Origin of the sequence: Photobacterium atrarenae (assembly GCF_024380015.1) — a bacterium.
Taxonomy (GTDB): domain Bacteria; phylum Pseudomonadota; class Gammaproteobacteria; order Enterobacterales; family Vibrionaceae; genus Photobacterium; species Photobacterium atrarenae.
Window position 1 is genome coordinate 135,026 of the sequence record NZ_CP101509.1, and the last position, 26,688, is coordinate 161,713.

Consider the following 26,688-nt stretch of genomic DNA (forward strand, 5'->3'; position numbering starts at 1 on the left):
GGTTGACTATTGGTGGGCGGCTTTTTCTCGTGTTTCGGTCAAACGTCGAGTCAGGTCAATAATATGCTGGCGGGTAAAAATATCGTCCAGCGTAGTCGACAGCTTACGGCGCCAGTTCGGGTACTCATCCACAGTGCCCGGAATGTTGACCGGCTGATCCATTTCCAGCCAGTCTTCCAGCTGCAAACTCAGCAATGCACTGCCGCCAGCTGCCAGGTGAAGCTGCATCCCTTCGCTCAAGTAGCGATCCATCGGGACATATGCAGCATCATGCCCAACCCCTTCTGGAAGATAACCATGCCATGCCAAACTATCAAGGATTTTTTGTTTGCTCTCGGCACGGCCATCAAACAGGCCTTGCAGTTGTGCTTCGTCCGGATACAGCCCCAGCTCTTTACCCATCTTCAGGTCATCACAGTGCCAGAAACCACGCAAAGTTGGCATGTCGTGGGTACACAGGGCCGCCATCGACTGTTGCGGATAATGCTCAGGCGAGTAGAAGCCGCCATCTTCCGCCGTCTCAAAGAAGAAGACTTTGTAAGAGTGGATCCCGGCTGTTGCCAGCTTGTCGACGATCTCATCCGGCACCGTTCCCAGGTCTTCACCAATCACCGTACACTGATGACGGTGGCTTTCCAGCGCCAGGATCGCCATCATATCTTCTACCGGGTAGTAGATGTACGCCCCGTCTTTTGCGCCCTCACCTTTCGGGATCCACCACAGGCGCAACAAGCCCAAAACGTGGTCGATGCGAAGGGCACCACAACTGCGCATGTTGGCACGGAGCAACTGGACAAAAGGCTCGTAGGCAGTTTCTTTCAGCACTTCCGGGTTCAGTGGCGGCAAGCCCCAGTTCTGGCCCAGTGGACCCAGGATATCCGGCGGCGCACCGACACTCACATCCTGACACAGGGCACCGTGATCCGCCCAGGTTTCAGCACCGGAGTCACAGACGCCAACGGCCAGATCACGGTAAAGGCCGATAACCATGCCTTTCTCTTCAGCCAGTTCATTCACCTCAGCCAGTTGCGTGTCGGCAACCCACTGCAGATACATGTACAACTGTACGTCTTTGCCGTGTTGCTTAATAAAGGTTTGTACCGCCGGATTGTCGAAATGGCGATAGGCTTCCGGGAACACCGGCCAGCCCCAGACATGCTCATCATCCTGTTTGAGGTGTGCATGCAGGGCATCAAACGCGGCCTGATGCAGCAGGCTTTCCCCACCGCGCTCGACAAACTCGAGGAATTGCTGGGCACGGGCCGTATTCTGCTCCAGGTGGCGCGCCTGGAAGGTCTCAAACAACATCGGCAGCACTGCCATTTTCAGGCAGGATACTTCGCTGTAGTTGACCCAGTTTGCATCACGCGCTTCGGTCAGGCGCTGCTGAAATTCCTGGCTGCCAACCAGTTGCTGCGCGGCATCACATTGACCAAACTCAGGCACCGAGCTGACATCAATGTACATCAGGTTCAGCCAGCGACGTGACGACGGGCTGTAAGGGCTCGCCCCTTCCGGGTTGGCCGGGAACAGTGAGTGAATCGGGTTCAGGCCGACAAAATCTCCCCCGCGCGCAGCCACATCCGCGACCAGTTGCTTGAGATCGCCAAAATCACCAATCCCCCAGTTATGATTGGTCCGGATCGAGTACAGCTGAACGCTGGTGCCCCAAAGTTTCTTGTCATTGAGCAAGGCTTCCTGCTTATAACAAGATTGAGGCGTGACGATCAAAGTCATTTCAAACGGAGATTTACGACGCTTACGATACACTTCAAGCTTATGATAGCCCCAGGCCAGTTCACTTGGCAGCGCAAACACCAGCGGGCCGCCGTCTTCGCGGTCATCACTGATCAGCTGAGATTGCAGCCAGCCTTCCATCACTTCGCCCTGCTCGGTTTCCAGACGCCAGCTGAAATCGCTGATGCGGGCACTGAGGCCCAAGTACATCGCGATATGCATCGGCTCACCACTGCGGATCACCTTCACCGGCGCCAGCACATCCGGGCGCTGTTTTTTGTTGGCGGACTCCAACAAAGCTTCATCACTTTTGGTGTCGTAGCCCAAGGCAGCCAGCAGACGACGGATCGTTTCGCTGTCCACCTTGGCTTCATCTCCCCAGGCACTGACATAGCTATCGGCAATACCAACCATGTCAGCTACTTGTTTTAATACTTGATCGTCTTTCATCGTTCTCTCCGATAGCGGCCTTGCGACCGCTACGATGTTAGGGTCATTGCTGATATCTATCCAGACGTTATCACCAGCGGTGAATTAACGGCTTACCGGCTCGAGCTTCCAGATGTTATTGGCATAATCACGGATACTCCGGTCTGAGCTGAACTTGCTCATCAGGGCTGTGTTGAGAATCGCTTTACGAGCCCACGTTTTCTGATCGCGATATTCTGCGTCAATTTTCTCGTGCGTTTTCACGTAGTCCGCAAAGTCAGCCAGCACCAGGTAAGGGTCACCACCGTCCAGCAGATTATGGCGAATCGCGGCCAGTTGCCCCGGATAGCCCGGTGTGAACTCATCGGTCTCCAGCACATCCAGCGCAGCGCGAAGCAGGCTATCAGCATGGTAGTAGCGGTAAGGGTCGTAGCCCTCTTGTTTTAGTTTTTGAACTTCATCGACCAGCAGGCCGAAGATAAAGATGTTGTCATCGCCAACTTCTTCGCGCATTTCAACATTGGCGCCATCCATGGTGCCGATGGTCAGGGCGCCATTCATCGCAAACTTCATATTGCCGGTACCGGAAGCTTCCTTACCTGCGGTAGAGATCTGCTCGGAGACATCTGCCGCCGGGAACAGGATTTCTGCCAGGCTGACGCGGTAATCCGGAATGAACACCACTTTCAGTTTACCTTTCAGACGCGGATCATTGTTCACCTTGGCGGCCACCTGGTTAATGGCAAAGATAATGTCTTTGGCCAGGGCATAGCCCGGCGCTGCCTTGGCACCGAAGAAGAACACGCGCGGGTGCATGTCAAACGTCGGATCGTTGATCAGACGATGATACAGCGACAGGATGTGCAGCAGATTCAGGTGCTGGCGTTTGTACTCATGCAGACGTTTGATCTGAATATCAAAGATAGCATTGGTATCGAGGTCGATATCCATGTTCTCTTTCACCCAGTCAGCCAGGCGCTGCTTGTTCTCTTGCTTCACCGCCATGTAACGCTTCTGGAATGCTTCATCGTCGGCAAACTTGGTCAGATCTGCCACTTTTTCCAGCTTCAGTGGCCAGTCCTCGCCCACTTTCTCACTGATCAGGGCGGACAGACCCGGGTTACAGTACTTAATCCAGCGGCGCGGCGTGACCCCGTTGGTCACATTGGTCAGGCGGCCCGGGAACAGCTCGTTGAATTCAGGGAACAGATCCCGCTTCACCAGCTCAGAGTGCAGCGCTGCTACCCCGTTCACCGCATAGGTGCTGACCACACACAGGTTTGCCATGCGCACCATGCGCTGCGGGCCTTCCTGAATAATGGACAGCTTGCGCTTCACTTCATTGTTGCCCGGCCAGGTCTTCTCGACCAGCGTCATGAAACGATGGTTAATTTCAAAGATGATTTCCATGTGGCGCGGCAGCATTTGCGCAATCAGTGCCTCGCTCCAGGTTTCCAGCGCTTCCGGCAGCAGGGTGTGATTGGTGTAGGCAAACGTCTTCGAAGAAATGGCCCATGCTGCATCCCAACCCAGCTTGAATTCATCAATCAGGATACGCATCAGTTCCGGAATGGCGATGGTCGGGTGCGTATCGTTCAGCTGAATGGTTTCCAGCTTAGACAGCTCTTCAATGGTGTTCCCGGCACCAATGTGGCGACGCAGGATATCGGCCACCGAACAGGCACAGTGGAAATACTGCTGCATCAGGCGCAGCGCTTTACCCTGATCGTGATTGTCATTCGGGTACAGCACTTTCGTCACGTTTCCGGCTTCCAGCGCCGGATATTGCGCACCCACATAGTCACCGTCGTTAAAACGTGCCAGGTTGAACGGTGCACTGGAGCGGCACTCCCAGAGGCGCAGCGGGTAAACGCTCTGGTTGTCGTAACCAACAATCGGCAGATCCCAGGCCACACCTTCAACCGTCATGCCCGGCACCCAGCGGCGGCAGGCGTTGCCATGTTCGTCCGTGTAGGCTTCAACATGACCGTACAGGCTCACCGTCTGAGCCAGCTCAGGACGCATCACTTCCCATGGATAACCTTCAAGGCCACGCCATGCATCCGGTGCTTCCACCTGACGGCCGTCCACAAACGACTGACGGAAAAGGCCATATTCATAATGCAGGCCGTAACCCACTGCCGGGTATTCCTGGGCAGCCAGAGAATCCATAAAACAAGCAGCCAGACGACCCAGACCACCATTACCCAGTGCCGGATCACGCTCTTCTTCCAGCAGATCAGTCAGATTTTGCCCCAACTCTTCCATCGCAGCAGCAACGTTTTCATACAGACCCATACTGATCAGGTTGTTCCCGGTCAGGCGACCAATCAGGAACTCAAGCGACAGGTAGTTTACACTGCGGGCTTTTTCTGCCGCCAATTTCTGTTCAGTCGCCAGCAGGTTGCCGGTGCTGATTTCAGCCAGGGCACGGCCCATCGCCAGATACCAGCTCCGGGTTGTCGCCGTCTCTGCAGTATTGGCATAGGTGGTGGATAGGTGTTTCTCGACAGCTGCTTTAAAGGCCGCTTTATCGAATTGCTTTGTCTGACCATTCATAGACATGGCTCAATCTCGCTCTAAGGATGATTTCCAACTGATGTCCATGTTGCCTTCGTTCCCCCCTAAAAACATCCTCCCGCAAGACGGTGGATGAGGGAGGAGTGGCAGGGGCGTAGTTCATCTGCTCCCTCCCTTTATGTGACGCTCTGCAAAGTTTCGAGGCGGAGGCCGCTTCCTGGCAAACAACAAATGCAACATGATTCACAACCACAGCTTAAATCAGATGTGCAACATCGGTCTTAATCTTTGGTGAATAATTCGATATATGTGACAGCCCTCATAAATTTAGGGATGAGAGCGCACACAATTGCTGAATTAAACATGAACCCGGGTAAAGTTATGGCGTAGATCAAATATTGTGAAATTAAAAAGTTGCATGATTTTTATTGCTAAAGATCGAAAAGTTGGCTGAAAACATAAGAAAAATCACAAAAAGCCCGAAAACCTTCGATCGTTCCCGAAACCTTACAAAGACAACAAGACTATGTGGATACCTTCTAAACTGACCCGTCCTGCGCGCCTTCATAATGCAATCCTGCGTCCTCGTTTGCTGGAAACCCTTGAACAGGCGCCTTTTTATCGTCTTGTGTTATTTCGCTCTCCGGCTGGTTACGGCAAAACGACCATGGCCGCGCAATGGTTGAACGAACACCCGCATACCGGCTGGTTCAGCATCGATGAAAATGATAACGATACCTTCCGGTTCGCCAATTACCTGCTTCAGGCTATCAATAAAGCCACCGGCAATGCCTGCCTGAAAACCCAGGCAATGGCTGAGCGCCGTCAGTTCGCCTGTCTCTCCACCCTGTTTAGTGAACTCTTCGGAGAACTCGGCGAATACCACCAACAAACCTACCTGGTGCTCGACGATTACCACGTCATCAACAACGACGACATTCATGACGGCATGCGTTTTTTCCTCAAAAGCATGCCGGATAACCTGACGCTGGTGGTCACCAGCCGGACCCTGCCGCCACTGGGCACCGCTAACCTGCGGGTCCGTGATCAGCTGATTGAAGTGGATAACCACCGGCTGGCATTTGATGAAGAAGAAACCCGGCGATTTTTCGATAAGCGGGTTAGCAACAGCGTGGAATCCGATGTCCTCACCACCCTGCGCGAGCAGGTTGAAGGCTGGCCGTCCGCATTGCAACTGATTGCCTTACATGCCCAGCAAAAACCAGACAACCTGGTCGAATCAGCCGTGTCGATGGCCAGCTTTAACCGCGGCCATCTGTGGGATTACCTGGCTGAAGAAGTATTCGACCAACTGGATCGGGAAACCCGGCAATTCCTGCTGCAATGCTCGGTATTGGATATGTTCAACGCTGAACTGGTCTCAGAGCTGACCGGGCGAACGGACGCCCTGGCAATGCTGGAGTCTCTCAACCGCTATGGGTTGTTTCTCAACCCGTTGGAAGGCGAAAACAACTGGTACCGCTTCCACAACCTGTTCGCCGAGTTCCTGCGCCACCAGCGCTACTCGCAAATCCCTCAGCAACGGGCCGAGCTGCATTCCCTGGCAGCCAAAGCCTGGCTGAAACAGAATTCGCCCCAACAGGCTCTGCTGCATGCGCTGAAAATCGAAGATAAAGAGCTGAGTGTTCATATTCTGTCGGAGTTTGGCTGGGAGATGTTCCACCATGGCGAACTGAACCTGCTGGAAGACAGCATCGCCCTGCTTGACCGTGAGCAGGTCTTCAGCACTCCAAGACTTGCCCTGCTCCGCCTGTGGCTGATGCAAAGCCAGCACCGCTACAATGATGTGGGTGAGTTGATTGCCGAAGCCGAAGCCCAGATGCAGAAACACAATGTCGTGCTTGATGACGCCCTCCAAGGCGAATTCAATGCACTACGAGCTCAGGTAGCGATTAACCAGAGCAAACCGGAAGATGCCCTGGTACTTTCCGAACAGGCCCTCGGCCAGCTGCCGTCTACTACCTACCGCAGCCGAATCGTCGCCACCTCCGTGGTCGGTGAAGTGCACCACTGCCTCGGCAACCTCAGCCGTGCCCTGCCAATGATGCAGCAAACCGAAAAAATGGCGCGCCAGTATCATGTCTATCACCAGGCGCTATGGGCAATCCTACAGCAGAGTGAAATTCTGCTGGCCCAGGGTTATGTCCAGTCTGCGTTTGAACTGTTGGATCAGGCTTTCAAACTGGTTAAAGAACAGCACCTGCAGCAAGTGCCACTGCATGAATTCCTGCTCCGCCTGCGGGCACAAATTTTGTGGTGCTGGAACCGCCTCGACGAAGCAGAGGAAGCCGCTCAGAAGAGCCTGGACGTGCTGGCACCCTTTGATGAAACCAAGTCGCTCCACGCCTATTCGATGCTGGCCCGCATTGCCGTCACCCGCGGCGAGCAGGACAAAGCCGCCCGCTATCTCGAGCTGTGTAACAGTATGATGGACCGCTCTGTCTATCACATTGACTGGCGTGCCAATACCGATTTGGCCAACCTGTTCTACTGGCAGCTCAAAGGCGATATCGACAGCATTCAGGCCTGGCTAAAGAAAGCAGAAGAGCCCGAAGCCGCCTGCAACCACTTCCAGCAGCTGCAATGGCGTAACATCGCCCGCGCCTGCCTCAACGTTGGTGAGCTGGAGCGCTCCCAGCGCATCCTCAATATGTTGCTGGAAAGCTGTGACAAACATAACCTGATCACCGACAAAAACCGTAATCTGGTGGTGCAGGCCGTACTGAGCAAACGTCTCAATCAGCGAGAGCTGGCCCTTACCCACTTGCATGAAGCGCTGGTGCTGACCAACAGCACCGGCATGGTCGGGATCTTCCTCTGTGACGGCGGCGAGATCAGCGATTTATTACAGGAGCTGGTCGACAGCAAACGCCTGAGCGAGCTGGAATTACACCGGGCCCGTCAGTTACTGCGCGAAATGACCAGCAAAGAGCGCAACCGCTCGGTGCATTTTGATGAGAACTTTGTCGAAAAACTATTGAACCTGCCGGATGTTCCGGAGCTGATCCGCACCAGTCCATTAACCCAGCGTGAATGGCAGGTGCTTGGGTTGATCTACACTGGTTATAGTAATGAACAAATTGCATCTGAGCTTGATGTTGCCTCGACAACGATCAAAACTCATATCCGAAACCTGTATCAAAAGCTGAACATTGCCAATCGTCAGCAGGCGATTGAGACGGCTGAGAATCTACTCAAACTCATGGGGTTCTGATCCCACGCTCAGCGCAGACAGATCAGACCCGGTCAAAGGTTAAGGATGACCGATGAACGAATGGAGCGAAAACCGGATCTGGTACCAGGATATGCCGTTCAAAGCGAACGGCATTCCCGTGGGGGCACGGATGACGGTGATCCGGCTGGATGACAATAAACTCTTTATTCACTCGCCGGTGCAATTGACCACCAAACTGCAGTTGGAACTGTCCAAACTCGGGCAGGTCCACGCCATTGTCAGCCCCAATATGAACCACCACCTCTTTATGTCTGAATGGTGGCTGGCCTATCCGAATGCGTATTTCTTTGCCCCACCCGGCCTGCAAAACAAGCGAACCGATTTGGTATTCGATGATGCATTAGGCGCCGATACGCCTGCCCTCTGGCGTCATCAGCTGCATCAAACCTTATTGCGTGGCAGCGATAAAATGGAAGAAGTGCTGTTTTGCGATCCGCAATCCAATACCCTGATTGTCGGTGACACCCTGGCCTGGCTGGGAAACGCAACTCACCCGCTGACGATTGGATTGGCGCTGCTCAACGGCTGCTTCAAATCCCCGGCCATGCCGCTCTACTGGCGACTGACTTTTAAGGACAAAACCCGGCTGCGTCAGTCGTTGCAAGAAATCCTGACCTGGCCCTTTGACCGGATCATTCTCTCCCATGGCCAGTTGATCGGAAATAACGGCAAAGCACACTTTCATCAGGCGTTCAAATGGGCACTATAGCCACCCCATGAAACTGTCATCATTTGTTTTAAATCAATAAACTATCGCATTGCTTCCCCAGCACACACCTTGCGTGACAAAGATCACAAATCAAGGCTGAGTTGGGCGTATTATTTATCGCCTGAGCGAACTTTTTGAGGGAATCAACATGACTGCATCCAAACTTTACTTTCGGGACCTGCTGGGTTTAACCATGATCTTATCGGCAATTATGGTAGCACTGGGCAGCATCTTTGGGGTGCTGGCTCTCCTCACTCACTTCGCCCATGAAGATGTGATTGCCGCGACTTTTTTTCACGAGTCCGTCCCGCTCTTTGTTTTTCTGATCCCCTTCTTTCTCATCAGCCGCTATATCAACCGTCCGCAGTGGGTCTGCTCTGTCCAGCAATACCTGTTGGAAGCCGCCATCAATGCAAGTCGCAAGACGCAATAGACGGGACAGCGAACCATTCCTGCCGAAGTCGTTTCACGCCAAACGGCCCTCGAGCGGAGATGAAACTGTTATATTGCTGAAATATTCGCGTCAAACTCTGCCCGCATCCTAAAATCATTCACAGGATGTCACGGTTTCCTCCTCCGGCGAAGGCGGAGGAAACCCCAAAGGATACGCCTCGGGAGGCAGAATTTGCACACATCAATGCTCTACGCCCGCCTGCCCGAGCTTGGTCAGCTGGAAGCGCTGGTCAAACATCAGCTCCCCCATATTCGAACTGTTCCCGTCGAGACCCGCAAACTCACGACTGTCTTGCTTGATGCACTTCCTATTCCGCTATATGCCGTCAGCCTGGGCGCGCAGGATCCTCAGGCGCCGGGACTAGTCATTGTCGGCGGTGTCCACGGGCTGGAGCGGATTGGTTCGCAAGTCGTGCTGACCTTAATGAACAGCTTATGCCAACGCCTCCATTGGGACACCGCCCTGCAACATAAACTCCAGGCTATCCGGCTGGTCTTTCTGCCGCTGCTCAACCCGGTCGGGATGGCAAAGCGCTATCGCTCTAATGGCAATCATATCGATTTGATGCGTAATGCCCCCATCGACAGCAAAGAGCCGACCGCCTGGCTGGTCGGCGGCCACCGGTTCAGCAAGCGCCTGCCCTGGTTTCGTGGTGAGATTGGCCTTGGCATGGAAGCCGAAGCACAGGCACTGGTCGATCTGATCGAACAGGAATCGGCGCACCGGCCACTGACGCTGGCACTGGACTGTCATTCCGGCTTTGGCAGCAAAGACAGACTCTGGTTTCCCTATGCCAAAAGCCGACACCAGCCGATGAAAAAAATCGGCGACATCTATCATCTCAAAGAGCTGTTTTTCAACGCCTATCCGCATCAGAACTATATTTTCGAGCCACAGGCGCTGCACTACACCTGTCATGGTGACTTGTGGGATTATCTTTATGATCGCTCCGAGGCCGGCGGCACTCACCTGCTGCCGATCACGCTCGAGATGGGCTCCTGGCGCTGGGTCCGCAAAAACCCGCTGCAACTGGCCGACCGGCTGGGGCTGTTCCACCCGATGAAACCACACCGGATCCAGCGCGTGTTAAGAACCCACCTGACTCTGATGGAGTTCTTGATCAATGCCACCTATGCTTACCAATCGTGGTATCAGGGAGAGCTCAGCCAGTGCTACGCGGATACCGCCACGTCCTTGTGGTACCCCGACGCAACGCCGTTAAACCTGAACGACTAAATTGAATGGGTCGCCATGAAAACAATCGATATGGAAAGCCACCCGAACAGCGGGCCTGCAATTCGCTCTGCTTCAACATCATCTCAGCGTCCTCTGGTCTTGCTGCGGGGACTGTTACGGGAACAACGCCACTGGGGGGCCTTCTATACCTTACTCTGCCAACAATATCCTGAGCGTGCTGTGATTTGCCTTGATCTCGCCGGCAATGGCAAACGATATCAGGCTCAGTCGCCAGCCAATATCCGGGAGATGGTTCATGATCTGCGCGTCCAGTTACGCCTGCAGGACACGGTGATTGATGAGATTGATCTGATTGCGATTTCGATGGGCGGCATGATCGCCCTGGAGTGGATGACGTGTTACCCGGATGAGATCCATTCAGTCGTACTCATCAACACCAGCGTTCGTCCTTATTCCCCGTTTTATCACCGCTTAAACTGGCGGCAGCTGCCGCGGATCGTCCGTGCCCTGTTCAGCTCGCCGGAGATTCAGGAAACCACCATCATGCACCTGACGTCGAATTTCCCGCAACAGCATCAGGCAGTCCTCGAACAGTGGATCGCCTGGCGTGCGCAGTGCCCGGTCAGCCGCGCTAATGCCATCGTACAACTTGCAGCAGCCGCCAGATATCGCGCCCGCTATTCACCAACAAAACCCACCCTGCTGCTGGCATCGCACCAGGATCAGCTGGTTGATGTCCGTTGCAGTCAAGCCCTGGCAACCCGCTGGCAGGTTCCCCTGCTGCTGCACCCAAGCGCCGGTCATGATTTACCGCTCGATGATCCACACTGGCTACTAGATCAAATTCACCATTTTGACCACACCTGCCAGATGTAAAGGACGCCCATAACAAAATCGCCGCAAGTCCCTGAAGGCTTGCGGCGATCACGTCTCTTAAACAGCTGGCGCAGATTAACGTGGACGGGCAAACACCTGAGTCCAGTAAATGCCGTACTGTGCACTTGAGTTGGTCACGGAAGACGCACCCATCTGAGTAAAGTTGGCGCTCATGATGTTTTTACAGTGACCCGGGCTCTTCAACCAACCATCCATCACTGCAGTAATTGACTTCTGACCGGCCGCAATATTTTCACCGGTTGCCGACCAGCTATAACCTTGATCGGTCACACGATCGCTTGGCGAATCGCCATTCAGGCCCGTGTGGCTGAAGAAGTTATAGTTCGCCATGTTACTGGAGTGAACAAACGCCGCCTGCTCCAGCGCGTAATCCCAAGTCAGTGCAGGCACGGCCGGCATCATCTGGCCGCCACAGTCACGTGCTTGGGCACGGGCCGCATTCACCGCTGCCAGCATTTGCTCAGCGAAATCACCATTTGAAGCGCTATCGCCACTGCCTGTGTTGTCGTTATTTTCCGAGCCACTGCCCGTGTTGCCGCTGCCGCTACTACCGCTACCACCGTTGTTCCCGTCAAAGCCGTTGTCACCGGAAACTGCAGAGCCGTTACCGGTATTGCCGCTGGAAGTCGCGCTGTCACCAGAGCCGCCGCCTGAGCCACCACAACCTGTAATGATTAATGAAGAAAGAATTAAGAGTGCAAGTGTTCGCATGGGTACATCCAGTTAATATGTTGAATTTGTGTTTTCAAAATACACTTAGATGCTGTTCGGATAGCAAAAAAGTTTATTATGAAAGCAATATTTTTAGCTGAGCTAATGCTCGGATAACCTTAATGTGCGAAACAATATACTGACCATAGGCTGAACACATCAATATGCAACGGTTACTTTTTATCCATCCTGACAGACTTTTGACAAACTCATTCTGTTTAAATTTTGAACAATCATTCATTTTAATTCTGATAAAACAGTTAGGTAAATGAGTGTCGCTATACTTATCCTCATGTATAACTCAGCAGACAGCCAGATAAGAAAAGTCAGGCATATTTTTTTCGACACTTAGACGCGTAACCAAACCCCAAAAAATATAAAACACGAAATCTGAGAAAATATAACTTTTTAAACAACAAAATAATGACAGTAATTATTTTTTTGTCGTCTTTATTTATGGCAATTTTTTATATGACACAGAAACTTATTTGTTACATCATTGTTAATGATAATAGATTTAAGCTGACGAAAAAAAACCGGATGAATCCATCCGGCTTGTATTCAGTGCTTCTTGAGCACCATCTTCTTGAACTCTATATAGGAAGGGGGGCGTAACACCACTTTCGCGTCGTGATTACGCCAAATCGTTCTGAGTTACACTGACCCCTTTAATTTGTGCGTAAACTTCATCCCCAGCGGTTAACTGCAAATCTTCTGCCGCCCACAACGTCAGGTTGGCCCAGATCCGGGATTCACCTATCCGGAGTTGCACCGCAACATGCTGCTCCTCATCCGGCGGCAACACCTTATCAATACTGGCTCTGAGGATGTTTCGGATACTAGTCTGGTGCGGCTGCACCCTGGTCAGGGAGACATCATTGGCATGGATCCGGACCCGCACCCACTCGCCCAGCGACCGATTCAGCCGGCCAACCCAGAGGCTGGCATGCGGATCGAGAACAACTTGGGTCAGCGTATATCTGGGGTGGTGATGGTTGACCCGGGCACTGATCAACGAGCTCTGCTCTTTGGCAGGCAGCCAGGGCCGCATTTCAGCGGAACCCCAGACACTGTTTACATGTCCGGCAATCACCACCTTGCCCTGATTCAGCATCACCATATGATCCGCCAGCCGCAAGATCTCATCCAGGCTGTGAGTCACATAAAGAATTGGGATTTTTACCCGTTTTGCCAGAGATTCCAGATACGGCATCAACTCTTGCTTGCGCGGTAAATCCAGCGAAGCCAGCGGCTCATCCATCAACAGCATCTCCGGACGGCTCAGCAGAGCCCGGCCAATAGCCACTCGCTGCTTTTCGCCGCCGGACAGCGACGCCGGATAACGTTTGAGTAAGTGTTCAATCCCCAGTAGGGCGACAACATCATCAACATGTGCCTGATCCACCGTCCGGCAGCCGTAAGTCAGATTTCCGGTGACGGTGTAATGTGGAAACAATCGTGCATCCTGAAAAACATAACCAATCCGGCGTTTCTCCGGTGGCAGGAATACCCCGCGTCGGCTGTCATACAAAACATGCTCGCCGAGCTGAATTCGTCCGCTGTCGGGTTGACTCAAACCGCTGATCACATTGATCAGCGAAGTTTTGCCGGTGCCGGAACGGCCGAAAATCGCGGTAATCCCCTCCATCGGTAGGTCCAGCTTCACATCCAGTGCCAGGCTACCCAGCTGTTGTTGAATATCCAGTGTCAGCATGGGGCCTCCAACCGATTGCGCGCCAGTCTGGCCAGCCACTCAGAAATCAATAAAGACACCAGTGCAATCACAATCGCAATGATGCACAGGCGTGCCGCTTCTGTTTCCGCGCCCGGCGTTTCAATAAAGGAGTACATCGCCAATGGAATGGTTTGAGTCTCGCCGGGAATGTTTGATACAAAGGTAATCGTCGCGCCAAACTCTCCCAACGCCCGGGCAAACGCCAGGATTGTCCCGGTCAGGATCCCGGGCAGGGTCAGCGGCAGTGTGATGGTGAAAAAGACTTTCACCGGTCCCGCCCCCAAAGTGCGAGCGGCCTGCTCCAGTTTGGTATCGACACTTTCCAGCGCCAGCCGGATTGAGCGCACCATCAACGGAAAGGCAACCACCGCCACGGCAACAGCGGCACCACGCCAGCTGAAACTAAACGTGATACCGAACCAGTCATAGAGCCATTGGCCCACCACACCCTGCCGCCCCAGGACAATCAGCAGTAAATAGCCAATCACCACCGGCGGCAATACTAAAGGTAGGTGGATCAATCCATCGACAAATCCCTTTCCGATAAACTGTCGCCGCGCCAACAACCAGGCCAACCCGATCCCGAACGGTATACTGACCAACACTGCAACACCGGCCACCTTCAAGCTCAGCAGCAGCGCCAGCCATTCGTAATCAGTGAGCACGCGCCGCAACCCCAAAGCCGTATTTCTCGAAAATCATCTGCGCCTGCTCCGATTGCAGAAAATCAAAGTAAGCTCTCGCCGCTGCATCAGCCTGCCCCTTCACCAACGCCGTCGGGTAAGTGATCGGGGTATGACTCGATGCCGGCAACTCCGCAACAATTTTGACTTTCTCCGACACTAAAGCATCGGTTTTGTACACAATCCCCAGTAGAGCTTCCTCGCGCTCTACCAGCAACAGCGCCGAGCGAACATTGTTGGCCCGCGCAAGTAAAGGCATTGCTTGTGGCCAGAGGCCCAGATTTTCCAGTGATTGTTTGGCATACATCCCTGCCGGCACATGGTTCGGATCGCCCGTTGCCAGACGCGTCCCTTGGAGCGCCACGGTTAGATCCCAGGAGGCCGAAATTTCGATCTGCTCTGCCAGGTAGCTTTCCGGTGCCACCATCACCAGACTATTGGTCAGCAGTGCTTTTCGGCTATCCGGTTCAATCGCCTTTTGCTGCTCTACATAATCCATCCATTTTTCATTGGCCGAGAGATAAATATCCGCCGGTGCCCCCTGGGCGATCTGTCGGGCCAGAGCTGACGAAGAAGCAAATGACAAGATCGATGCCGTGCCCGTTTGCTGCTCATATAGTGCCGCAACTTCCTTCATTGCATTGGTCAGCGACGCCGCTGCAAACACCGTGACTTTCTCCGCAGCCGACACACTACCCGCAGCCACGAAAGCACAACACGCAAACAACCCGGACTTCAACTTCTTCACAACCTGACTCCTGAATTCTTTATCAATAAAACAGCGATATATACATTACTATATATCGCTGTCCGGGCCTAGTTGTTCTTAAAAAACATCATCATCCTAAAGACAGCTTGTTCACGCCGGGGACGGCACCAAAACGGATGATTGATCACGCAACTGGCCAGCCAGCGCAATCGCGGCTGCTTTGGCGTCAGCCAGCGATTGTTCATGACGCGCATCACCAAACTCCTGATACTCAGAGCGGATCTCATAAAACGAATTCACCCCGAGATACTTGCTGAGCACCTCGATGTGGGTGCCCAGATGGTTCATGTGGGCTTTAATCCCGCCCGGCTCAAAGCCAAACTCGCCCGCAGAAGAGAGCAACACCAGGGTTTTGCCCTGAAACATGGGCTCAAGCGGCGTGTCACCCCGGTTTAAATCAAATGTGAACGTCTTATTGATTCGGATCACCTGATCAAACCAGGCTTTCAGCGCTGCCGGCATGCCGTAGTTGTACATCGGTGCCGTCATGATGATCAGATCAGCCGCTTCAACTTCCGCAATCAGGGTATCTGAAAGCGCCAGCAGTTGATGTTGCGCCACGCTGCGTTGCGCTTCCGGGGTAAACACCGCGGCAATCCAGTCTTGCGAAATGAACTCAGGCGGCATTGCGCCGACATCCCGGTAGACAATCGTATCCTGATGACTTTTCTTCATCCATTCATCGATGAACAAGGCGCCGAGTTGTTTCGAGATAGAATTGTATCCGGCAATGACATGATCGGTCCGGCGGGCGCTAGAATCGATAACAAGTAAATTTTTCATGTGGTAACCTTCTTAACAAAGTGTGCTGAACGGGATCATTCTCACCAAAGCAGTACATTTTGACAAAAGGGATTAATTTTCAGACAGGTGAATAAATTTCACTTATAGGGAGCGCTATGTTTGGTCAACTGCCGTCACTCAGGAGTATCAGAACCTTTGAATCTGCGGCACGGTTGGGCAGTTTTAAAGAAGCGGCCCTGGAGCTGCATGTTTCACCAACGGCCGTATCGCATCAGATCCGCACGTTAGAGGGGCAGCTCCAGGTCAAGCTGTTCGAACGTCATACCCGCGCCGTTGTGTTGACTGCCGATGGTGAAAAGCTTGCCCGGGTCGCCCATCAAATGCTGCGGGCGCTTTCGGACACCCTCAATGAAATCACCCATCGCGATGCGCCCCTGACCATTGGGACCACCACTGCATTTGCCGCAATGTGGCTGGTGCCTCATCTGAGCGAATTTCGCAGCGCGCACCCAAATATCGATATTCAGGTGAAAGCAGATGATCAACCGGTAGATATAACTACCCAGCACCAGGTCGATCTGGTCATCCGCTACGGGATCATGCCGGATGATGATCCCGACGCTTCACTGCTGTTTCGCGAATCGCTCCAGTGCTATGCAGCACCCGCGTACTGGCAAAGCCTCCTCCGGCCTGCAGCCTCCCCGGCCAGCATCTTGTGTACCCGGTGGAAAAACCCGGCACTGCCCCCAGTTCATGATCAGCAAAGACTCAGAAACCTGTTCCCCAACCAACAGCCAATCACGGTTCGTGAATTTGAAGAAGAAAACCAGATCATCCAGGCCGCCCTTGCCGGGCAGGGGATAGCGCTGGTCAGTCAGTTGCTGGTCGAAACCCCGCTGGCCAACGGTTGGCTGGTCTCTGCGCCGCAAGAGCCCGCTGTAAGCGCAGCCGCGCATCCTTTCTCCGGCCTGGATTATTATTTGAAAATACCTGATCGGAGCCGGACCAACCCGGCGGTTTGCCAATTCGCTGACTGGCTGGGCCGAAAACTCAGTTCTTACCAATCACAGTCAGTCAGTGATCAGAAATAGCGCAGGAAAAATGCTTGAGAACAAGGCGGGGTTTTTCGATAAGCAGTTATTCTACAATCAAAAATTCTAACGCAGTTATCGAGCGTTTTAACAAGCTAGGATGACCAGTTATTGACTACGATTGGAATAAAACGGCTTAGCTCATCTCTAAGTTCCCGTAGTATTGCGACTTCCAGGCAAACACATGGTCAATAAAAGCATCAATCCTCGCGGGCCGGTTCTCCCGGTCCCGGTACATCAGATAAACCTCCCGGTCATGCCCTTTCCAGTCTGGCAGCACCGGAACCAAATGGTGCTCATCTTCCGAGTGTGAATCGAAGTAATAGGGTGGCATCCAGGCGATCCCCAACCCCTGGCTGGCCGCATCCCGCACCAGCAGCACATCATTAGAGGTAAAACAAAACCCTTGATTCAACTGGAATGTTTCCCCTGAGATCTGGTGCTGCATAGCCCAATGAGCATCGGCAGTGATCGTCAGCAGGCGGTGGTCGACCAGTTCAGACGGATGGGTGATTGGCGCATGTTGCTTCAAATACACCGTCGAAGCGCATAACTTGAACGGCAGATGCCATAGCTTGCGGGCAATCCAATCGGTCTCTATCCGATCGCCGATCCGAAAGGTGAGATCAACCTGTCTGGAGAGCAAATCAATCTTTTCATTTTGAACATCCAGTTCGATATGGATATCCGGGTGTTTTTCGGCAAACGCATAAATACAATGCTTGAGCCAAACCTGCGTCATGTTGATCGGAGCCGAGATCTTAATCTTGCCGGACAATCCCAGGCGATCGTCTTCAATCCGCGATTGCACGCTCTCCAGGCCATGAAGGAAGGGCTCACACAGCTGACGATAACGAGCGCCGTCCCGCGTTAACGAGAAGTGATGGGCACTTCGGTTCAACAACCGACAATTAAGCTGAGATTCCAGCCGTTTCATTCGCCGACTCAAGGTGGCAAGCGGAATATTGAGCCGGTCTGCCGCCTGGGTCAGGCTCTCATACTGGGTTGCTTGCACAAACAGGTGTAAATCATCCAGAGAATGACCTTTCATTTTTGAGATAAACCCTCTTAAAACTGTCGCTTAACAATCACTAATGCAATTTATATGCTTTGGCTTCCTGTTTCAAACCTGAGGTTCACCATGCCAAACCATGCCTTTACCTGGCTCGGGGTCGTCATCGCGATTTTTTTCTGGGCCAGTAATTTCAATGCCATTCAAGCTATCGGCGACGATATCTCACCGCTGATGGGCGCAACCTTACGCTTTTCCGTTGCGGCTCTGGTGCTGCTGGGGCTCAGAGCGTTACGCGCCGGGCCAGAGTCCGTACTGCAACCGCGCGACAGACTTGCCCTGTTTTTCATCGCGCTGGTCGGCGTCCTGATCCAAAACTTTGCTATTTTCAGCGCGATGCAATACACATCACCGGTCAATGCCGCGATTGTCGCCGCCAACATGCCACTCGCCGGTATTCTGCTTTCCGCCTTGCTGCTTCATACCGCCATTTACAGTTTCCATATCACGGGGGCGCTGATCAGTTTGGCCGGGGTCCTGCTGGTGATCACCCAAGCCAATTTCACCGCGCTGACCTTCAATCCGGGTGATGGGTTGATGCTTGTTTCGCTCACCAGTGGCTGTCTGTTCACAATTCTGGCCAAGCGTTGGGTCGCACATATCCCGCTGAGCCAACAGTTGCGTTGGATGATGAGCTTTGGTGTTCTGCAGATGTCCACTGTAGTCTGGCTCGTCGATACCCCCGTCCATGCCCTGAAAGCTATGACTGCTCAAGATGCCGCCTTGATCATATACATGGGACTGGGCGGAACACTGATTGCATATTACTTCTGGATGAAAGGTGCTCAGCGGCTGGGGCCGGACCGGGTCACTTCCTTGTTTAACCTGATGCCGGTTTTTACGGTCGCGATCAGCGTCCTGACGGGTGGTGATGTCGGATGGATTCAGATTGCCGGGATCTTCCTGGTGGGATGCGGCATCCTGATCGGGAATGCCTATCCGGTGTTAAAACAGAAACTCACAGCGCTCCGTCTCAAACAACAACCTCAATAAATAGCAAACGGGCACTCAGGTGTCCGTTCGGCTCTCAACCAACCTGCGATCAATAAAGCTGACACAAATAGCTCAACCTTGTAGTGAATCAAATTAAAGTGAATCACAACTAATTAGCCCTCTAAGCATAAGAGGGCTTTCGCTTTATATGCAATACATCTACACAGCCCACCCACATGGTTTCAAAGTACGAGAACTCTCAAACATATGCAGGCCTGTGCTGCCTAGCTGCTTTTCCCGACCGGCCGTAGCGCAAGAATCGCAACACCGAACACAACCGCAGCAAGCCCGGCCACCCACGGCGCGCCGAGTGAATACGCCAATCCCGCAGAGCCGGACCACAGAGCAACGCCAAGGTGCATCATGCTCATCCCCATGGCCATCAATGCGCCGCGATCCGTTTCAGAAAGCTGCGCGATATGATTCTGAAGCGCCGGGGAGCCGACCCCACCGGCCAACGACCACAGCGCCAATACCGGTGCAGCCGCAAGAAAAGTCAGTTCATCGCCGGTGAACACCCACAGGCTACAGCCTAAGCAAACCACCAAGGCGCCCCGCATCACGACCCGGCCACTGCCAGCACGTCGCATCACCCGCGACAACGCCAGGTTGCCCAGTACGCTGACCACGCCGAGAGATGCATACACCATCCCGATCAAGGCAACCTCAAGCCCCGCACCATCGCGGAGTCGCTGGCCGATCAGGTTAAACACCCCAATCCCACCGCCAAGGCCAAAGCCCATCGCCATCAGCGCCCCCGCGGCTCCCGGAATTAGCAACGGATTGAAGGATGAGCCGGACCCGCGGCTCACGAGACGCGTAGCGAAATGTGCTTTCGCGGTGAACACCAATGCCAGCGCTACCAACAAAGCCGCTGCGCCCAGTACGATGAACGCTACCCGCCACGAATACCACTCGGTCAACAGTGCCCCAATGCCCGGGCTTGCAATCATCCCGAGGGTCAGCCCTGCCTGTACCAGTACAATTTGCTTCATCGCGTGTTTGCCGGGCTGATCGCCGGCCAGCGCGAAGGCAATTGGTAACATCCCGGCGCTGGCCAAACCGGTCACAACACGGGTCACTAAAGCCCATTCAAAATCATCAACCAGTCCGGTGGCAATCGAGGCTAACCCGAAGAGGACACACGCCGGAACGATGAGTTTCATCCGCCCAATCCGGTCAGACAAACGACCGAAGTATGGCGCAGCCAGGGCAATTGCCAAGCTATATGCCGTAATAAAGAACGTGACCCGCTCCGGCTTCACCCCCAAATCGAGGCCAATCGGCGCCAGAATGGGGCCCAGCAGCAGCTCATCGGCCCCCACCAGAAACGCAATCAAAAAGAGCAATGTCGAAGTAAACATTGAAATCATAGGGAACTCACTGTGTTCAAAAATAAAAAGGGGCCGGTCGCAATAAACCGGCCCCTTGATCTTGTGATTCAAGAAAATGATGTATCGAATTTTGGATACAAAAAGGCCGGTGATGAAGCATCATCACCGGCCATCGCTCGATCATTTCATCAGATACAATCTGTCCTGCGCTTTTCGCGCATCACAGCATCTGATGAAGATTCAGTCATACCAATCAAAGTCAGTCAGTGATCAGAAATAGCGCAGGAAAAATGTTTGAGAACAAGGCAGAATTTTTAGATCAGTAGTGATTCTACAATCAAAAATTCTAACGTCGTTATCGAGCATTTTAACAAGCTAGGATGGCCTCTTATTGACTGCGATTGGTATCATTCAGGCTCCGGGCAACACTTCATCGTGGAACTGCACGGAGCGAAGCCTTCTGACGAAGCGCTTCAGGACAATATAAATCATGGTCAAGCGTCTTTATGTTTGAACTCGGCGGGGAAAATATCCTGTGAAGCGTTTAAAGTCAACGGCAATTGGCAAATGGCAAACACCCACGACCTCACCTGCCCTCACACACCTTTACCCGATTTCAAAAGAAGTTACGCCATAAATGCGATTGAGCGGCAGTTCCGGCTCACTTTGGGTGTACATCCGCGCGGTTTCAAATGACACTGTCATTTGGTAACGCTCCGCCAATGCCACAGCCTCCGCGTTGACTTCCGGCACATCAAGAAAAATCGCATCACGCTCACTCACGGTTGATTTCAACGCCAGGAACAGCTGCTCGGCCATTCCCGGGGTATCGGCATATATAGGGCCGATTTTATAACCCGAGCGACATTGACGGATCACGCCATACCCGGTTAGTTGTCCATCTTTAACTATCCCGTAGGCTTGCGCAGATGGCTGGCGGAGCCAGGTTTGCAGAAATTGAGGACGCGGTGCAGGAAAAAAGGCCTGGTCATAAGATTGAAGCTGGTCGATCGACAGTGCTGACAGAGGAACAATCGAAGGGCTAAGCGCAGGGCCGCCACCGCCAGCACCTTCATAGCGAATATTGCGATAAGCCAGCTGAAAGCCTGACTTCTTGTAATTGTCCTGCTGCGCCACCACCCCATCCAGTGCAATATTACAACCTTCGAGAGACTCCAGTGCGGTATTCCAGATTTGAATACCGTAACCTTTGCCACGATATTCCGGTTTCACGATATAAAAGCCAATGAAGCCAAACGAGGCGTCATAACGAATAGCTGAGATCGTCGCAATCGGTTCATCCCCGAGCAGGCCAATCAAGAACCCATTCGGATCGGCGGCGTAATAATTGGCAGCATCGTCTAGCCCCGGATTCCACCCTTCCTGCGCGGCCCACTCAATCGCCAAATCAACCTCTTCCCGGGTCATGGTCCGAATCACAAACGGCTTTTTCATCATGATACTCCTCTATCATCTTATTTTTTTGTCGCCGATAATCTTGCGAGCAGCATAGCATGAGCAGTAACGTTCAATTGGCTCGACCACTGTGTCTATTTTTGCATGCACCCGTAGTGTTCTGCCTGAAGTCTGACCCGGATGTCAGCAAGGAGGCGAATGCATAGGACGTTATGACTCGAAACCATCCGGTTCCAGGAAATAATAGGCTGCGCGGGTTTCCAATCGCGTATCTTCTATGGGGCCGCCCATGGTGAAGTGATACAAACTCTGAAAACTGTGATCTTCAATCCCGAACAGTTGATGGACTGGATCATCGAAAAAGCAGCCAATCCCTGTCGCCCGGATCGCCTTGGCTTCTGCTTCTAAATAGAGCATCTGTCCGACCATCCCGGTTTCCCAAAACAAGTGCCGATACCACCACGGTCCCAGTGTCCGGATCGGCAGCTCGAATTCAGCCAGCATCGCGCAACTGAACGCGCCACCGCTGGCGATGCTCTGATGGCAACTCACCAATTGCGACACTTCCTGGGCATCCCCTTCGCATAGGCAATACAACGGCAGATGTTGCGGGCAGCCTGCCGGGGCTCGCCAGATAAATTCGGGATTCGTCGCCTGACGCAGCCGCTCACCAACCGACACGTCTCTGATCAACGCATAAAGCCCGGGCGGCAGCCCCGTGACCCGATGCACAAAGAGTCCGAGGTGTACCCGGGCTGGCCAACCATACACAGAAAACAGGCGGGGATTTTCTCGTGGCAAAGTGCGGCTGAGGATGTGGTAGAACAGCGGGCGACTGATATGAGTGCTGCCGTCCATATCCAACGCACTACGACGCTGGCGGATGACCTGCCCTGCCGTGAGCGGAGAGTTACCGATTTGCGACTTGATCTCTGAGCTTTGATTCACAACAGACGGCTGATCAGTTCCGCCCGCTTTGCCCGGCTTCGGCTTAACTTTTGTTTCCGCACTCGCTTCTGCTTCCAGGTTCAAGTCCGTTTTCGGTTTACGCGCAGCCTCAGCCACTTGGTCGATCCAGGGCCAGGGGTGATGCGCATCACTGAGTGAGTTCGCCTGACCCTGCCAGTCGGCGTTGGCAATCCTATTCACCACATCCGGGACGGGCGACCAGCCAGGATCAATGCGCGTTCCTGCCGGGGTCACCACAACAAGCAAATCCGGGCATTCCGCCTCTGTCGGGTCAAAACCATCCCGCGCACGATCCAGACCGATTAAGGTCGCCAGATCCCGATCCGAGATCCCTTCCACCAGCCGGACCTGCCAGCCTTGCAAGCCAGCGGCGATCGACAGCGCCGCCAACGCATGCCCACAATCGTGCTGACAATAGCGAAACGCCCGCTCACCGTACTTCCAGGCTTCCCGCCAGTGAATCGAACTAAGCGCGACGAGAAAACTCCCATCAGGTAATGTCTCACCTTCTGGTACGATGCCCGCGATGAGCGCCTGCCAGTCTGCGGCGTTGAATGTCGCCCGTTGCTCCAGTTGATGGCGCAGCGGATAGTAATGATAGACCCCCGGTGTCTTGGTCTGCCCCGGTATCGCGTCTGCAATCAGATAACACTCGGTCGGATGCAAATTTCCGCTCGACGGATTCACCCGCAACGACCAACGGTTTTGCTGATAGCTTTTCCAGGCTGAGAGCGCCAACGAATAGTAAAAAAGCGCAGATAACGACGCTGTATTAACTGTCTGCGGCGCAATCGCCAGCCCGGAAAAGAACGCGTCGTAGCCCGGCGTGGTGTCCTGCTCAGGCAGCGGCAGTTCGAAGGTTCGGGTGCCGGCATAACAGCGGAACGGGCACGGCTGGTTGGCCCAATCTAAATAGCCCGGCGCTCTGGCGTAGCGATCAAACTGATGCTTAGTACGCTCATGGTAATCAAATATAGCCGTCACAGGATCGAGCACAGGCAACGCCACATGCGTTTCGGCGCGCTGCTCCGGGCCGCCGCCGCATTCTGCGTGATCGTCCTTGCCGGAACTCACGCTGATGGTACCCTGTTCAACTCTTTCACCAGTACCCGGAGCCGGGCTTCTATTTTCTTGCGGCCAACCACCGGCAGTTCACAGGCAGTCCCCTGACAAACATATAAAACCGGTTCATTGTGCTTCATCTGGCGGGTATAAGGCGCCAGCTCGCTGAGTTCAGCTTCATGCTCGGCATCGATTCCCAGCCACACTGCATTGGGCAGAAATTGCCCCCGCAGTGGTGCCATGAGTTCCGGCAACGGAGCCGGACCGGCAAGAACCAGATTCGGACCGGGGTGTTGTATCCAGTCCAGCGCAGTCAACAACATGGTAAATCCGGCCGGATAAGCGTTCACCTGATCGGCAAACGCCCCCACCAGACCATCAAAATAGTTATGCCAGCGTTGCGCTCCTGTCAGTTGATAGAGCATTACCAGGTGATGAGCCATCAGGGCATTGCCTGACGGCGAAGCACCATCGTAGCCATCCTTGGCCCGCACCGCCAACTCGCTATTCGACTCCGTCAGGAAAAAGCCCCCATGGCTGGGATCCCAGAACTTGGCAATCGCCACTTCTGTCCAGCGCAAAGCCTGACGCAGATAGCTCACCTCCAGCGTGGCCTGATGCAGCGCCAGGGCTGCGCCAATCATGCCGGCGTAGTCATCCAGCAACCCCCGCAAGCCGGACTTGCCATTGCGATAGCGCTTGCTGAGCTGATCGGTATCGTCGTTGAGGTGACGTAGCACAAAGTCGAAAGCCTGCCGGGCGGCCTGTAGATCTTCCGGCGCCTCCCGCAGCCATGCACTGCGCGCCAGTGCCGCAATGACCAGACCATTCCAGTCCGTCAGAACCTTGTCATCCCGAAGTGGCGGGACTCGCTGCATACGCTGATTCGCGAGCCGATGGCGAATGCTCTCCCAGCGCTGTTGCCACGCTGGCAACGACTCTCCGGCACTTTCCGCCAGTTGCCGCGGTAAACGTGACAGGTGAAGGATATTCGCACCGCTCTGGCTGCCGGTCGCTTCATCACAGTAGTTTCCCTGTGGCGAGAGATGAAAACATTGAGTCAACCAGCTCAATTCTTCCAGCGTCAGGATGCGACTCAGCTCCTCATGGTGCCAGATATAAAACTTCCCCTCTTCTCCTTCAATATCAGCATCTTCTGCGCTATAAAAACCACCGTCAGGATGCTGCATCCGGGTCGTCAGGTAGTGGGTGATTTCACCGGCCGTCTGATGGTAGAAATCATCTCCGGTCGCCGCAAAAGCCTCACTGTAGGCCTTTAACAACATTGCCTGATCATAGAGCATCTTTTCAAAATGCGGCAGCAGCCAGCGGTTATCCGTACTGTAACGGTGAAAACCAAACCCGACATGGTCGAACAAACCGCCCAATCGCATCATCTGCAGCGACTTCTCCACCATGGCGAGTGCCTGCGGCTGACCATAACGATGCCAATACCGCAGCAGGAACAAGTGCTGGTGTGGCGACGGAAACTTCGGTGCCCGGCCAAATCCCCCATGCAGCGGATCGAAGCTCTGTTCAAACAACTCAAACGCCTGATGTTCAATATTACGGGCAATCGTTCCCGATGTGGCCTGACGCTCTAGCGCCCGGAGCTGATGACTGAGTTGTTGTGCGCCGTTGCACAAAACATCCTGCTGATGTTGCCAGGCATGAATTACACTGGGCAGCAACTCCATCATCCCGGGATGGCTGTAACTCCCTTGCTTGGGCAAATAGGTGGTGGCATAAAACACCTGGCCGTCCGGTGTGAGAAAACAGGTCAGCGGCCAGCCACCTCTGCCAGTCATCGCCTGACAGGCTGCCATGTGGAGATGGTCAACATCCGGCCGCTCCTCCCGATCCACTTTGATCGCCACGTAATCCCGGTTCAGCAACGCCGCCACTTCGACATCTTCAAAAGACTCACGTGCCATTACATGGCACCAGTGACAGGTGGCATACCCGATCGACAGAAAGATCGGCTTACCTTCCCGCTTGGCTTTTTCGAACGCCGCCTCACCCCAGGGGTACCAGTCCACCGGGTTGGCAGCATGCTGCAACAAATACGGGCTTTGCTCGAATACCAGACGGTTCCAGTATCCGCCACCGTTTTCGGGCAGTAGCTCAAGCTCTTTCTCACTGGGAATATCAGCTGGATGTGTGGCCATAAAGCAGCGCCTGTGGGTCATAAAGCAACGAAGAGAGCCCGCCATTAAAAAACAGGCTCTGTGATCAGTCTAGGTACTGAGGCACCGCCTGTCGAACCAGGGCATAACAGAAAGTTTCTCTCACGCTGTCTTATCGGATGGAATAGGCCTCAGAAAAATAATGCTTGCTCGATTCAAACTCATCCCGCAGCGGTAATCGACAGAAATCAGATAATCTTACCGTTGCACCTTCAGTTCAGAACAGCTTGGAGGAAAATACTGTGCTCTGGGTTTATACGCTTACAAATTTACCCCTTTCTGATAAGAAATAATCGTGTCTCAATATTGAAACGGATATTTATCCTGTTTTTTTGCAGACCTCCCCGCCAATATCTATAAATAATATCGTGGCAAATGGAATGGCCAGATAAAATTACAGGAGTGTCCTAATAGTTGATATCAGGATATTAATCAAATGAATATTAAGACAGTTGGCCTTATAGCTGCGCTAGCACTCGTTGCGACTGGCGCTCAAGCTAATTACGGAAAAGATAGCCATAGCTATGGCTATAAATCAAAAGTCAAAGTGAGCTGCACTATTTCCAAGCCATCTTACGGTGACTACTCGAAAAAACGTGACTATAAAAAATACGGCGATTACAAAAAATACTATGGTCACAAGAAGTACTCCGATTATAAGAAACGCTCTGAATACAAAAAAAGGAAACATGTGGTTCGACGTTGTGATAGATACTGGAGTTAA

The 26,688-nt window shown here is 53.4% G+C and carries 21 protein-coding genes; 9 read left to right on the forward strand and 12 right to left on the reverse strand.

The genetic code is table 11. The annotated features are described in order from the left end of the window. Positions 1–6 precede the first annotated feature (6 nt). Both malQ and NNL38_RS16825 read right to left on the reverse strand, forming a co-directional pair. Positions 7–2,187 carry a 4-alpha-glucanotransferase gene (gene malQ, locus NNL38_RS16820; protein WP_255391582.1) on the reverse strand — a complete coding sequence of 727 codons (2,181 nt, stop codon included), beginning with the start codon at positions 2,185–2,187 and terminating at the stop codon, positions 7–9. A gap of 84 nt (positions 2,188–2,271) precedes the next feature. Next, positions 2,272–4,731 carry a glycogen/starch/alpha-glucan phosphorylase gene (locus NNL38_RS16825; protein WP_255391583.1) on the reverse strand — a complete coding sequence of 820 codons (2,460 nt, stop codon included), beginning with the start codon at positions 4,729–4,731 and terminating at the stop codon, positions 2,272–2,274. 481 nt (positions 4,732–5,212) lie between these two features. On the opposite strand from NNL38_RS16825, the gene malT reads away from it, so the two are divergent. The 5 genes from malT (at position 5,213) to NNL38_RS16850 (ending at position 11,178) form a co-directional block, all read left to right on the forward strand. Beyond that, complete coding sequence (gene malT / locus NNL38_RS16830) at positions 5,213–7,921, forward strand: HTH-type transcriptional regulator MalT (protein WP_255391584.1); 2,709 nt, start codon at positions 5,213–5,215, stop codon at positions 7,919–7,921. A gap of 52 nt (positions 7,922–7,973) precedes the next feature. Further along, positions 7,974–8,651 (forward strand): DUF4336 domain-containing protein, encoded by a 678-nt coding sequence (locus NNL38_RS16835; RefSeq protein WP_255391585.1) that lies wholly within the window; start codon positions 7,974–7,976, stop codon positions 8,649–8,651. Between the two features lie 148 nt (positions 8,652–8,799). After that, the gene (locus NNL38_RS16840) at positions 8,800–9,084 is read left to right on the forward strand and encodes a D-fructose-6-phosphate amidotransferase (protein WP_255391586.1); all 285 of its coding nucleotides are present in this window, start codon (positions 8,800–8,802) and stop codon (positions 9,082–9,084) included. Positions 9,085–9,276: 192 nt separating this feature from the next. Next, complete coding sequence (locus NNL38_RS16845; RefSeq protein WP_255391587.1) at positions 9,277–10,341, forward strand: M14 family zinc carboxypeptidase; 1,065 nt, start codon at positions 9,277–9,279, stop codon at positions 10,339–10,341. 15 nt (positions 10,342–10,356) lie between these two features. Continuing rightward, a complete protein-coding gene (locus NNL38_RS16850) occupies positions 10,357–11,178 on the forward strand; it encodes an alpha/beta fold hydrolase (protein ID WP_255391588.1) in 822 nt (273 codons plus the stop codon). A gap of 75 nt (positions 11,179–11,253) precedes the next feature. Here NNL38_RS16850 and NNL38_RS16855 read toward each other — a convergent pair whose 3' ends face one another. The 5 genes from NNL38_RS16855 to NNL38_RS16875 all read right to left on the reverse strand — a co-directional run bounded on the left by NNL38_RS16855 (position 11,254) and on the right by NNL38_RS16875 (position 15,880). Then, entirely contained in the window at positions 11,254–11,910 is a 657-nt protein-coding gene (locus tag NNL38_RS16855) for a CAP domain-containing protein (RefSeq protein WP_255391590.1), read from the reverse strand. A gap of 634 nt (positions 11,911–12,544) precedes the next feature. Continuing rightward, the gene (modC, locus tag NNL38_RS16860) at positions 12,545–13,624 is read right to left on the reverse strand and encodes a molybdenum ABC transporter ATP-binding protein ModC (protein ID WP_255391591.1); all 1,080 of its coding nucleotides are present in this window, start codon (positions 13,622–13,624) and stop codon (positions 12,545–12,547) included. Then, positions 13,618–14,310: a molybdate ABC transporter permease subunit gene (gene modB / locus NNL38_RS16865; RefSeq protein ID WP_255391592.1), complete on the reverse strand. Its 693-nt coding sequence runs from the start codon at positions 14,308–14,310 to the stop codon at positions 13,618–13,620. Before modB ends, modC begins: the two co-directional genes overlap by 7 nt. Continuing rightward, positions 14,300–15,067, reverse strand: coding sequence for a molybdate ABC transporter substrate-binding protein (modA, locus tag NNL38_RS16870; protein ID WP_255392268.1), 768 nt, complete (start codon positions 15,065–15,067; stop codon positions 14,300–14,302). The genes modB and modA overlap by 11 nt, the downstream gene beginning before the upstream one ends. 120 nt (positions 15,068–15,187) lie before the next feature. Then, the gene (locus NNL38_RS16875) at positions 15,188–15,880 is read right to left on the reverse strand and encodes an FMN-dependent NADH-azoreductase (RefSeq protein ID WP_255391593.1); all 693 of its coding nucleotides are present in this window, start codon (positions 15,878–15,880) and stop codon (positions 15,188–15,190) included. 116 nt (positions 15,881–15,996) lie between these two features. Here NNL38_RS16875 and NNL38_RS16880 point away from each other — a divergent pair, with 116 nt between their 5' ends. Next, complete coding sequence (locus tag NNL38_RS16880) at positions 15,997–16,932, forward strand: LysR substrate-binding domain-containing protein (RefSeq protein ID WP_255391594.1); 936 nt, start codon at positions 15,997–15,999, stop codon at positions 16,930–16,932. Positions 16,933–17,068: 136 nt separating this feature from the next. Here the strand turns inward: NNL38_RS16880 and NNL38_RS16885 are convergent, their stop codons facing one another. Further along, positions 17,069–17,983, reverse strand: coding sequence for a LysR family transcriptional regulator (locus NNL38_RS16885; protein WP_255391595.1), 915 nt, complete (start codon positions 17,981–17,983; stop codon positions 17,069–17,071). Between the two features lie 90 nt (positions 17,984–18,073). On the opposite strand from NNL38_RS16885, the gene NNL38_RS16890 reads away from it, so the two are divergent. Next, entirely contained in the window at positions 18,074–18,997 is a 924-nt protein-coding gene (locus tag NNL38_RS16890) for a DMT family transporter (protein ID WP_255391596.1), read from the forward strand. A 224-nt stretch (positions 18,998–19,221) separates the two neighbouring features. Here the strand turns inward: NNL38_RS16890 and NNL38_RS16895 are convergent, their stop codons facing one another. Beyond that, entirely contained in the window at positions 19,222–20,361 is a 1,140-nt protein-coding gene (locus NNL38_RS16895) for an MFS transporter (protein ID WP_255392269.1), read from the reverse strand. Between the two features lie 21 nt (positions 20,362–20,382). Between NNL38_RS16895 and NNL38_RS16900 the strand changes: the two genes are divergently transcribed. Continuing rightward, complete coding sequence (locus NNL38_RS16900; protein ID WP_255391597.1) at positions 20,383–20,601, forward strand: hypothetical protein; 219 nt, start codon at positions 20,383–20,385, stop codon at positions 20,599–20,601. Positions 20,602–20,937: 336 nt separating this feature from the next. Here the strand turns inward: NNL38_RS16900 and NNL38_RS16905 are convergent, their stop codons facing one another. From NNL38_RS16905 to NNL38_RS16915, 3 genes are all read right to left on the reverse strand, one after another. Continuing rightward, complete coding sequence (locus NNL38_RS16905; protein WP_255391598.1) at positions 20,938–21,789, reverse strand: GNAT family N-acetyltransferase; 852 nt, start codon at positions 21,787–21,789, stop codon at positions 20,938–20,940. 168 nt (positions 21,790–21,957) lie between these two features. Beyond that, positions 21,958–23,790: a SagB/ThcOx family dehydrogenase gene (locus NNL38_RS16910; RefSeq protein WP_255391599.1), complete on the reverse strand. Its 1,833-nt coding sequence runs from the start codon at positions 23,788–23,790 to the stop codon at positions 21,958–21,960. Further along, positions 23,787–25,946, reverse strand: coding sequence for a thioredoxin domain-containing protein (locus NNL38_RS16915; RefSeq protein WP_255391600.1), 2,160 nt, complete (start codon positions 25,944–25,946; stop codon positions 23,787–23,789). The genes NNL38_RS16910 and NNL38_RS16915 overlap by 4 nt, the downstream gene beginning before the upstream one ends. A gap of 454 nt (positions 25,947–26,400) precedes the next feature. On the opposite strand from NNL38_RS16915, the gene NNL38_RS16920 reads away from it, so the two are divergent. Continuing rightward, positions 26,401–26,688 carry a hypothetical protein gene (locus tag NNL38_RS16920; protein ID WP_255391601.1) on the forward strand — a complete coding sequence of 96 codons (288 nt, stop codon included), beginning with the start codon at positions 26,401–26,403 and terminating at the stop codon, positions 26,686–26,688.